Genomic DNA, 9364 nt, shown 5'->3' with positions numbered 1-9364 from the left:
CGGGCATACGCCACACACGCGCGGGACCGGCGCGGCTAGCGGCTAGCGCCCCGAGCGCTCCACGATGATGCGCTCGGCGAGCCACAGGCCATCGCCGACCTGGCGCGCGCGGATGCGCACGACGTCCCCACGCTGAAGATCCTCGGGGCGATAGCGCCGGCCGTCGTACTCGACCGTGGTGCGATCGTCGTAGGCCAGCTGCATGTCGTCGCCATAGGCGCGACCGACGCCTTCCAGCCGGATCAGACGGGCCCGCGCGTCGACGCGGACCACCGAGCCGCGCAGGTCGCCCCCGTAGCCGTAATCGCCGCCGTAATCACCGTCATAGCCGCCGGCGCCGCCGTCGCGGACGTTGCGAACGACCTCGATCGAGCGCGCCAGCAGATCGCGCCCGGACTCCACGACGTCGACCCGGATCAGGTCTCCGCGCTCCAGGCCTTCCACCGCGTACTCGCGCCCCTGGTAGTACAGCCGGGTGCCCTGGTCGTAGCGCACGTCCATGCGCTGCGCGCGACCGGTGCGCGGATCGTCCACGAGCAGGAGGATGCGCCCGTAGCCGGGGTCCAGCTCATCCACGGTGCCCAGCAGCGGACTGCCGTACGGCGAGCCGTAGCCCGGATCGGGATAGCCGTAGCCGCCGCCCGGATAGTCCCGGCCGCCCGGGCTTGCGCAGCCGGCAAGCATGAGCAGGGCCGTGGCCAGCAGCAGGGCGATACCGCGGATCGCAGCGTTCATGGGAGTCTCCCGGCGTGTCCAGGACTGCCATATGCACCCGGCGCTCGTGAACGCCGGATCATCGCCCACCGCCCGTCCCGGGCCGCGCCGCCTCCGACCCGCCTAGGGCAGCAGCGCGGTCCACTCCGGCGTGGAGAACCGCTCCCGGGCCAGCGCCTGCGCGCGCCCGAGCTCGTCGGGATGCAGGATGTCTCCGACCAGTCCGCCGTGGCGCCGGCCGAAGGTCTCCACCATGTGCGCGATCACCTCGGCCCGCGGCAGTCCGGTCTGGCTGCGCAGCGGGTCCACGCGCTTGCCGGCGCTGGTGGTGCCCTTGTCGGACAGCTTCTCGCGGCCGATGCGCAGGACCTCCATCATCTTCCCGGCGTCGATGTCGTAGGCCATGGTGACGTGGTGCAGCACCGCGCCGCGGCGCCGGGTCTGGGCCGCGCCGGCGATCTTGCCGGCCTCGGAGGCGATGTCGTTCAACGGCTGGTACCAGGCCCGGATGCCGAGTCCGGCCAGGGCCTCGATCACCCATGCATCCATGTGCGCGTAGGCCTCCTCGAAGGACATCCCGTGCACCAGCGACAGCGGTGCCAGGACCGAATAGGTGATGGTGTTGCCGGGCTCGATGAACATCGCGCCACCGCCGCTGATCCGCCGCACCACGTCGATGCCGTGGCGGGCCGCGGCCTCCACGTCGACCTCGTTGCGCAGCGACTGGAAGCGGCCCATCACCACCGCCGGGCCGGCCCACTCCCAGACCCGCAGCGTCGGCGGCCGCCGCCCGGCGGCGACCTCGTCGAGCATCACGTCGTCCAGGGCCATGTGCAGCGCGGGCGCCTGCGGTTCCGCGTGGACCAGGTGCCAGGCGTGGTCCTGCCAGTCGCTGCGGCTCACGGGCGCGCCTCCGGGGCGTCGCCGATGGCCGGCGCAGGCAGCGCATCCACCGCGCGGCGCACCGCCACCGCCACGCCCTCGGCGGTGATGCCGTACATGTGCGTGTCCGGGTCCAGCGCCGCGGTGACCGCGGCCGCCAGCCCGTCCCCGCTCGTCGCGGCCGGCAGGCCCTCGAGCGCGGCGTTGATCGCGTCCAGCGCGCTCGCGGGTTCGAGGAAGAAGTCGCCGCTGACCTGCACGGCCGCGAGCCGGCCGCCGGCGACCACCAGGTCGACCACCACCAGCTTGCCGCCGGGGATCTTGTACTCGCCGTGGGCGGCGCGGCCTGTCGTCTCCATCCGCGCAGTCTAGCGCGCGCGCTCCCGCTTCCCGAGGATGCAGACGGACTGCCCCAGCGTGCCGGACCCGGTCATCGTCCGCCCGTCGTCCCAGACCACTTCGTCGACCTCGATGTGGTTCTTGTCGCCATCGAAGATCCCGAGCACGTCCAGCTCGAGGTACTGCGCCCACGCGAGGATCGCGTCCCGGCTGATGAACTGGTTCAGCACGCGCTCCGGCCTGTCGTCGGCGAGCACGCCTTCGAAAATGGCCCAGTGCGACGGAATGTGGAATTCCAGGAAGGAGAAGACGATCCTGCCGCCGGGCTTGAGCACCCTGCCCGCCTCCTTCAGGTACTTGTACGACTCGTCGTGCAGGAGGTGGGTCACGACGGAGAAGAAGCAGACGAAGTCCGCGCAGTCGTCCGGTTCGGGGATGGTCAGCCCCGGTGCTTCGTAGAACCGCCAGTCCGGGCGGCCGCACTTTTCCCTGGCGAAGTCGAGGAGCTCCGGCACCACGTCGATGCCGATGTATTCCCCTGCGTGCTGGCCGGCCAGCCGGGACGCCAGCCTGCCGCTGCCGCAGCCGACGTCGATGACGCGATGCTCCGGCTTCAGCCCGTGCTGGACGAGCAGCGCGTGCTCCAGCTTCCCGACGGCAAGGTAGTCGCCTCCCACCGCGGCGCTCATCGCCGCGTCGAGGTGCTTGCTGGATGCGATGAGTTCGGACGTCTGCTTGCGATAGCTCTTCAGGAAATCCGGCAGTGCCATGCTTCATCCTTGTCCAGGTCGTCGCCGGATCATAAGGCAGGAAACCCGCCCTGAAGCCAGCCCGGGGGCTCCCGGCGCGGTCAGCCCGGCGGCGGCGCCGATCCGCGATCCGCCATCACCACCTCGCCGCGACGGACCTCGAACACCCGCAGCGGCTTGCCGTCGTCCAGTCGCAGTTCCATCGCGTCCTGCAGGCGCTGCACCGCTTCCAGCTTTCCGCACAGCGCCATGGCGTGGCCCTCCAGCACCGCTTCGCGCGCGGCGACCGAGCGCTCGAGCTCCTTCTCCATCTTCTCCATGCGCCGCTCCAGCCGGCCGACGCCGCCGCTCACGACCATCCAGATCGCGCGGACCGGCGTGAAGCTGGCGACCATCGCCTCGGCCGCCTCCTCGATCCCGGCCTCGAAATCGTCGCCGAACGCGTCCGACGACCACTCTCCGCGCTCCAGCATCCCGTCCACGCGCAGCAGCGCACGCTCGCGCATGCGCTCGAAATCGCGCGCCTCCCGGCGGTTCCCGTTCAGCGCCAGGTTCACCCCGCCCAGGGCGTCGAAGGCGATCGCGATGGCCTCCCGGCTGATGGCCGCGATGTCCGGCAGCAAGCCCCGCACCCCCGACTCGATGCCGCGCAGCCGTGCGGCGTCGGCCGCCGATACCGCGCGCGGCTCGCCGTCGATGCGGAGGGCGCCGTCGCTGACTTCGATCCGACGCAACCGCGCGTCATCGGCATCGGCATCGGCATGGAGGCGCAGACCGCGTGCGTCGATCTGCAGGCCGTAGCTGCTGTCGATGCTGCAGCTGGACCCGATCCTGTCGGCATCCATGCGGATCCCCGCCGATGCCGGTGCCGCCAGCAACAGCAGCGGGAACAGGCAGACGGCGGCGAAGGAAGAGAGCCTGCGCATGAGGGAGCTCCTGGTGGGGACCGTATATCCCAGACTTCCCGAACCGCCCCGGCCACGCACCGGTCGGAAGTCATCCGGTGCCGTTGGTCATGTCGCAAGCGGTGGGGACGTCCGTGATCTCGAGGACCATCATTGCGGCGGCGGCCTCCGTGCGGCTGATGCGCAGCGAGCGGCCGAGGCTGCCCGGGCTTTCCCCGTCGGTGCCGTCGGCCAGCTCCTCCAGCGCATGCCGCAGCCGCTCCGACACTCCCCAGTCGACCGAGATGGCGCGGGCGCAGGGGACCGACCAGGTGTCCAGCAGAGACACCAGCGTGCCCGGGTCCGGGTCGCCTTCGCCGCTCTTTTTCCAGCTGTCGCGCAGCACCTGCAGCACCACCACCGAGCCCAGCCCATGGAGCAGGGCCAGCAGCTGCGCGGCATGCAGGTCGTCGCGCCCCGCGCCGTCCACCGGTCGCGCGGCGATGTCCGCCGACAGCAGCGTGTGGTCCCAGATCAGGGTCGCGCAGCGCGCGAACACGCTGCCGTCGTCGGGGATCACCGGCTGCAGCAGGGCCGCCATCACCGTCCGGCGCAGACCCTCGGTGCCGAGCAGCGCCACCGCCCGCTCGAGGTGCTCCACAGGCGCCGCCTGCCGCCGGTAGGCCACGCTGTTGGCGATGCGCAACAGGTTGCCGGCCAGCGCCGGATCCTGGCGCACGATCGCGGAGATGGAGTGGGCGCTGGCGTCGGGATCGTTGATGGCCCGCGTCAGCTGCGGCAGCAGCTGCGGGCGGCGCGGCGTGTAGCGCGGATGGGCGTGGATGCGCTCGAGCGTTTCGACGGCCGCGGTCGCCGCGGCCGACTGCGCCGCCGTGGACGCGGCAGCGGGCGCTGCCGGCGGGCCCGCGAAGGCCCGGGCGCACAGGCCTTGCAGGATCAACCGCTCGGGTTCGAGCGAGGGGACGTCCGTGCCTTCGACGCGAACCGCGTGTGTCGGACTCGCCCCGGGCGCGGACTCCGGCGGTACGGTGCCACGGCCACGACGCCCGCGGTGTCGCATCCAGACGGCGGTTCCCACCACCAGCAGGGCAGCGAAGATCGGAATCCAGAGGGTCGGCATGTCCGTCGTCAGCCTGGATGCCGGGAGCGGCCCGGCGTCGAGGCATATTCAATCACGCCTCCCCGCGCCACCGCGCGCCGCCGCGCGATCCTCCATGGCCGCCGCGCCGACCTTTCGCCGTTGGCTGCGGGAACGGGGGCCGCATTGTTCGACCGCAACCCGAACTCGAACGATCCCGCCTATACCGGCCTGGTGATTTCCGGCCAGATGGTCGAGGGCCGCAATGATCCCGCCCGACGAAGAACCGGGGATGTGGGCGGGCACCATCGCGCCAGGAGTGTCCGACGGGATCAGCGGTCGCGCCCGAGCAGATCCTTCAGGCCGGCGAACGGACTGGAGGTCGCGGCCGCCGGCGCATCCTCGGCATCCAGCGCACCCACTCCGGTGTGGTCGAGCTGCCGCGAATGCTCGTTGTCGTGGCAGTACAGGCACAGCAACTCCCAGTTGCTGCCGTCGGGCGGATTGTCGTCGTGGTTGTGGTTGCGATGGTGCACGGTGAGTTCGTGCAGGTTGGCGCGGGTGAACTCACGCGCGCAGCGGCCGCAGATCCAGGGGTACAGCTTCAGCGCGCGCTCTCGATAACCCTTTTCGCGCTCTGCGGCGCTGCGCCGGGCGTCGGCGACGATGCGGTCGAGGCGGGCGTTGTCCGGGCCGGGCATGGGGTTGAGCATACCCCGGGCTGCCGCTGCATGAACCAGTTGGGCACGCCGAGGACCGGCTCCTCGGCGACCACTTCGAAGCCGCCGCGCCGATACAAGCGGACGTTCGCGGGCGTGTCGGTTTCGAGATAGCCGACGCCCTGGCTCACATCCAGCCGGTCGCAGACCGCCTCCATCAACCGGCTCCCGATGCCCTGCCCCTGGCGCGCGCGATCGACCGCGGCCGGGCCCAGGTGCCAGTGCGCGCATTCCGGATCGTGCCGCGCCCAGGCCCGCAGCCAGCGCGCGATCCGGGGCAGGTGCCGCAGCGCCCGCCCCCGGGCGAGGATCGACAGCATCGCCAGCTTTTCGCGCAGGTCCGGCTGGCACTGCCCGGGCGGGACCATGGCCGCCACCCCGACCAGAACGTCGCCCTCGCAGGCAGCCAGCACGTGGCCGGTCCGCATCTGCCGGCGCAGCAGGCGGATGAAGGCGTCCGCCAACAGCGGTTCAAGGCGGGTGCCTTCCCCGGCGAAGACCCGCTGGTGCAGCGGGTTGTCGCGCATGCTGGCGGCCAGCAGTCTTGCAGCGGCGGGGATGGAAGCCGGCTCGAGCGGCCGGATGGCGAGCGGAGGGGAGGTGGGCATGGCCTGCACCATAGGCCGTTGGAGGGTCGCGCGCCCGACCCGCCCGGCCAATGGCGCTAGACTCCCGGACACCCCATCCGACGAGGCTGGCATGCGCATCCTGATGACGGGCGGCACCGGACTGGTGGGCCAGGGCGTGCTGGTGGAGGCGCTGGCCGATGCCCGCGTGTCGAAGGTGGCTGTCCTGGGCCGCCGCGCGCTGGCCCACGCCGATCCGCGGGTGGAGGACATCGTCGTCGGCGGCTTCGACCACCTGGCGCCGGTGGCCGACCGGCTCGCGCCATTCGATGCCTGCTTCTACTGCGCCGGCGCGCCGCCGGTGGGCACACCGGAAGCGCACTACCGGCACGTCACGCTCGATCTCACCCTGCAGGTGGCACGCGTGTTCGCGGCGCGCAATCCGCAGGGGCGCTTCCTCTACATTTCCGGCGCGAAGTCCGACCCCACCAGCGTGCTCATGCCGCTGCGGATCAAGGGCGAGACCGAAGCCGCCCTGCAGGCGCTGCCCATCACCACCGTGATGCTGCGCCCCGGCGGCATCCAGCCCGCCCACGGCGAGCGCAGCCCTCACGCCTGGATGCGCCCCTTCTACGCCCTGGCGGCCCCGGTCATGGGCCTGGGCGTGCGCGCGATGCCGGCCCTGCTGACCAGCACCGCCCACCTCGGGCGCGCGATGCTGGCGCTGGCGGCCATGCCGCAGCCGCCCGCGGTCGTGGAGAACGATGCGATCAACCGGCTGGGCGGCGGCGGCGGGGACGCCACGGCGGGTTGAAGCGACGCGTCACGCCGGCGGCCGCGCCACGGCGTGCAGACAGATCGGCCGCTCACTTCAGCCGTCCAGCAGGCCGTGCCGACGGTGCCAGTCCTCCAGCGACTCGTCGGGGAAGCCGTCGAGTCGCGTCTCGTCCGGACCGTCGGGCACCACCACCCAGTCCGGCTTCGAGTCCAACAGCATGTGCACCCGCTCCGGCGCAGGGGGCAGCGGCGTGTCGATGGCCGAGGCGTGCGGATGCACCAGCCCGGGCCACTCCGGATCGAACAGCCACAGCGCACTGCCGCAGCCGGTGCAGAAGTGCCGGTGGCCCGAGCTGACGCGGCACCCGCCGCCGTCGTCGCGGATCCGCGCCTGGTACACGCCGAGGTGCCCGCGCCCCTCCACCTCCAGCGTGTCGGCGCGCGCGCCGAGGTTGATCGCGCTGCCGCTTCCCCCGGCGGTCTTGCGGCAGATCGAGCAATAGCAGTACTGGAACGGGACCGGCGCATACGCTTCGCATCGGAAGCGGACCTTGCCGCAGTGGCAGGAGCCTTCGAGGTGCATGGCGGTGGTCCGGAGGCGCGGCGGACGACCGGGCCGCGGCAGGACAGGATGCGTCGGACTTGATCGAGGAGAGGTGAGGCGCGGCCACCGGTATGTGCAACCGGTCGGCAGCATCGGCAGCGTCAGCCGCCGCGGCCTTCGAACTCCTCCGGCACGCCGCTCGCCTTCAGGAATGCATCGAAATCATCGATCCGCAGCATCTCGCGGATCGCGGCCGTCTTGTCGGCGGCGCGCGCGTAGTAGCCGCTGGCGATGCGATAGCCCATCCAGTATCCGAGGTCCGCCGGCCGCCCGTCGGTGCCGCCCTCGCCGGCGTCGTAGAGCCAGCCGGCGTAGTCCGTACCGTTCATGCGACCCCGGAACTCCGTCCACAACGTGGCCGCCCGCGGCTCGGCCCAGGCGTGCACGTGGTCGTTGAGGTGCCGGCCGGCGCCGAGCTCCGCGATGAAGTCCGCGACGCCCTCGCCGATCGCCGCCTGCAGCAGCGTGGGCTGGGATCCCGTGTCCGAGAGCTGCTGGAAGTGCACCCATTCGTGCGCCACGATCACCGGCAGGTTGCCGGACTCGCCCACCACCGCGCGGTGCCAGTCGCCCAGTTCCTCCAGTGGCGCCCCGGGACCACCGCCGAACATGTCCACGCCGATCAGCAGGCCGGTGCGGTCGAGCGTGCCGCCGGAGTTCATGCGGCCCATCAGGAAGTAGACGTCGGGAAACACGGCCTCGGGATACAGCACCTTCATGCGTCCCAGCGTCTCGCGGATGTCCGGCAGCTCCGCGGCGAGTGCGGCCGTGCGTGCGCGCAGCGATGCGTAGTAACGCGGGTGCTTGTCGATGGCCTTCAGCAGCTTGGCGCCGTCGCCGATGCGCAGCCGGGCGAAAGCCTCCAGCCCCGGCGAACCCGCGTCCAGGTACTGCGCCTGGAAGACCGCGCTGCGCGCTTCGGTGCCGTCGACGGCCGCGGCCGCGTCCCAGGCCGCCCAGAAACGATCGAGGTCCTCGGTGACCAGGCGGGCCGCGTCCGGATCCGGCGTGAACCGGGCGTCCTGCGCGCAGGCGGAGAGTGGAATCAGACAGCACAGCAGCAGCGTCAGGACGCGCATGGCCCGGCCCGGGAGATGGATGGGCGTGAGCGTAGACAGGTGACCGGTGCCAGGCACGGGCGGTTCGTCACCGTGACTGCCGTCATGCCAGTCCCTGACCTGTCCGACCGCCGCCACCGCCCGCGTTCGTCCCGGTACGAAGCGGCCAGCCCCGTGGCGGACCCGGAGGCACCATGCAGTCCCCTGCGATCGCGACGTTCGCGCTGCTGCTCGGCGGCGCCCTTCTGGCCGCTTGCGGTCAATCCGGCGACCCGGCATCGCCCCAGCACGCCATGGCGCAGTCGCCGGCACCGGCATCCGGACCGCCGACTGACCCCACCGATCCACCCACAGACCCCATCGACCCCGCGGACATCACCGACGTCACCGACTGGACCGACTCGGCTGAAGCGGCGGCGCAATGGAATGACGAGACCGAAAAGGGGGACGTGCGTGCCGACGCGCTCGCCCGCAACGAGGCCGAGATCGCCGCCGGCGAGCAACGATTGGCCGAGATCGACGAACGACTGCGGCAGCTGGACGCCGCCGAGCGCGCCAGCAACGCGGTCGCCGTGAAGCTCCGGGGGCCGGAGCCCTCGGAGGCGGACATGCGCGCGGCGCTGGAGTACGCCATGTACGCCAGCAACGGAGAGACCCGAATCGACAACGGCGTGGCCCGCAGTGTGCTTTCCATCAAACAGTTCCAGAAACAGGGCTGCATGCCGGCAGAGGCCGCGGATGGCTACTACTGCGAATACCTGATCGAGGCTGCCATGGAATTGCAGGCCAACGACGGCGGCGGCGTCGACTGGAACGACTTCCTGGACGCGATGCTCGTCCCGGAGAACGCCTCCGGGCGATTCGTCTACGACACCTCACTCCAGCGCTGGGTGAGGTTCGATCCATAGCCGCCGCTGACACGCCCGCGTCACGACCCGCGGAGTACCTGTGGGCGCCCGCCCGTTGCCAGCGA

12 protein-coding genes are annotated in these 9364 nt (G+C 71.5%); 2 read left to right on the top strand and 10 right to left on the bottom strand.

The window, feature by feature from the left end; all coding sequences use genetic code 11:
- Positions 1-42: 42 nt before the first annotated feature.
- The 8 genes from FPZ22_RS12350 to FPZ22_RS12315 form a co-directional block, all read right to left on the bottom strand.
- On the bottom strand, positions 43-735 hold the full coding sequence (locus tag FPZ22_RS12350) for a DUF5666 domain-containing protein (protein ID WP_144893405.1): 693 nt from the start codon (positions 733-735) through the stop codon (positions 43-45).
- A gap of 102 nt (positions 736-837) precedes the next feature.
- Entirely contained in the window at positions 838-1617 is a 780-nt protein-coding gene (locus FPZ22_RS12345) for a lipoate--protein ligase family protein (protein WP_144893403.1), read from the bottom strand.
- A complete protein-coding gene (gene lplB, locus FPZ22_RS12340; protein WP_144893401.1) occupies positions 1614-1955 on the bottom strand; it encodes a lipoate-protein ligase small subunit in 342 nt (113 codons plus the stop codon). The genes FPZ22_RS12345 and lplB overlap by 4 nt, the downstream gene beginning before the upstream one ends.
- Positions 1956-1964: 9 nt before the next feature.
- Positions 1965-2705: a class I SAM-dependent methyltransferase gene (locus FPZ22_RS12335; RefSeq protein ID WP_144893399.1), complete on the bottom strand. Its 741-nt coding sequence runs from the start codon at positions 2703-2705 to the stop codon at positions 1965-1967.
- A gap of 80 nt (positions 2706-2785) precedes the next feature.
- On the bottom strand, positions 2786-3610 hold the full coding sequence (locus FPZ22_RS12330) for a DUF2884 family protein (RefSeq protein WP_144893397.1): 825 nt from the start codon (positions 3608-3610) through the stop codon (positions 2786-2788).
- 70 nt (positions 3611-3680) lie between these two features.
- Complete coding sequence (locus FPZ22_RS12325; RefSeq protein WP_246120739.1) at positions 3681-4529, bottom strand: HDOD domain-containing protein; 849 nt, start codon at positions 4527-4529, stop codon at positions 3681-3683.
- 470 nt (positions 4530-4999) lie between these two features.
- Positions 5000-5368: a YajD family HNH nuclease gene (locus FPZ22_RS12320; RefSeq protein ID WP_144893393.1), complete on the bottom strand. Its 369-nt coding sequence runs from the start codon at positions 5366-5368 to the stop codon at positions 5000-5002.
- Positions 5272-5994 (bottom strand): GNAT family N-acetyltransferase, encoded by a 723-nt coding sequence (locus FPZ22_RS12315; protein WP_168199001.1) that lies wholly within the window; start codon positions 5992-5994, stop codon positions 5272-5274. Before FPZ22_RS12315 ends, FPZ22_RS12320 begins: the two co-directional genes overlap by 97 nt.
- Before the next feature lie 91 nt (positions 5995-6085).
- Here FPZ22_RS12315 and FPZ22_RS12310 point away from each other — a divergent pair, with 91 nt between their 5' ends.
- A complete protein-coding gene (locus FPZ22_RS12310) occupies positions 6086-6766 on the top strand; it encodes an NAD-dependent epimerase/dehydratase family protein (RefSeq protein ID WP_144893389.1) in 681 nt (226 codons plus the stop codon).
- 57 nt (positions 6767-6823) lie between these two features.
- Here the strand turns inward: FPZ22_RS12310 and FPZ22_RS12305 are convergent, their stop codons facing one another.
- Together FPZ22_RS12305 and FPZ22_RS12300 are read right to left on the bottom strand one after the other, a co-directional pair.
- Complete coding sequence (locus tag FPZ22_RS12305) at positions 6824-7312, bottom strand: GFA family protein (RefSeq protein ID WP_144893387.1); 489 nt, start codon at positions 7310-7312, stop codon at positions 6824-6826.
- A 122-nt stretch (positions 7313-7434) separates the two neighbouring features.
- Positions 7435-8412: a DUF2268 domain-containing putative Zn-dependent protease gene (locus tag FPZ22_RS12300; protein ID WP_168199000.1), complete on the bottom strand. Its 978-nt coding sequence runs from the start codon at positions 8410-8412 to the stop codon at positions 7435-7437.
- 173 nt (positions 8413-8585) lie between these two features.
- On the opposite strand from FPZ22_RS12300, the gene FPZ22_RS12295 reads away from it, so the two are divergent.
- Positions 8586-9299: a hypothetical protein gene (locus FPZ22_RS12295; RefSeq protein ID WP_168198880.1), complete on the top strand. Its 714-nt coding sequence runs from the start codon at positions 8586-8588 to the stop codon at positions 9297-9299.
- The last annotated feature ends 65 nt before the right edge of the window (positions 9300-9364 follow it).

It is taken from the genome of Luteimonas granuli (genome assembly GCF_007795095.1).
Taxonomy (GTDB): domain Bacteria; phylum Pseudomonadota; class Gammaproteobacteria; order Xanthomonadales; family Xanthomonadaceae; genus Luteimonas; species Luteimonas granuli.
The sequence above is the reverse complement of the archived record's forward strand: the minus strand, read 5'-3'. Positions and strand labels throughout refer to the sequence as shown.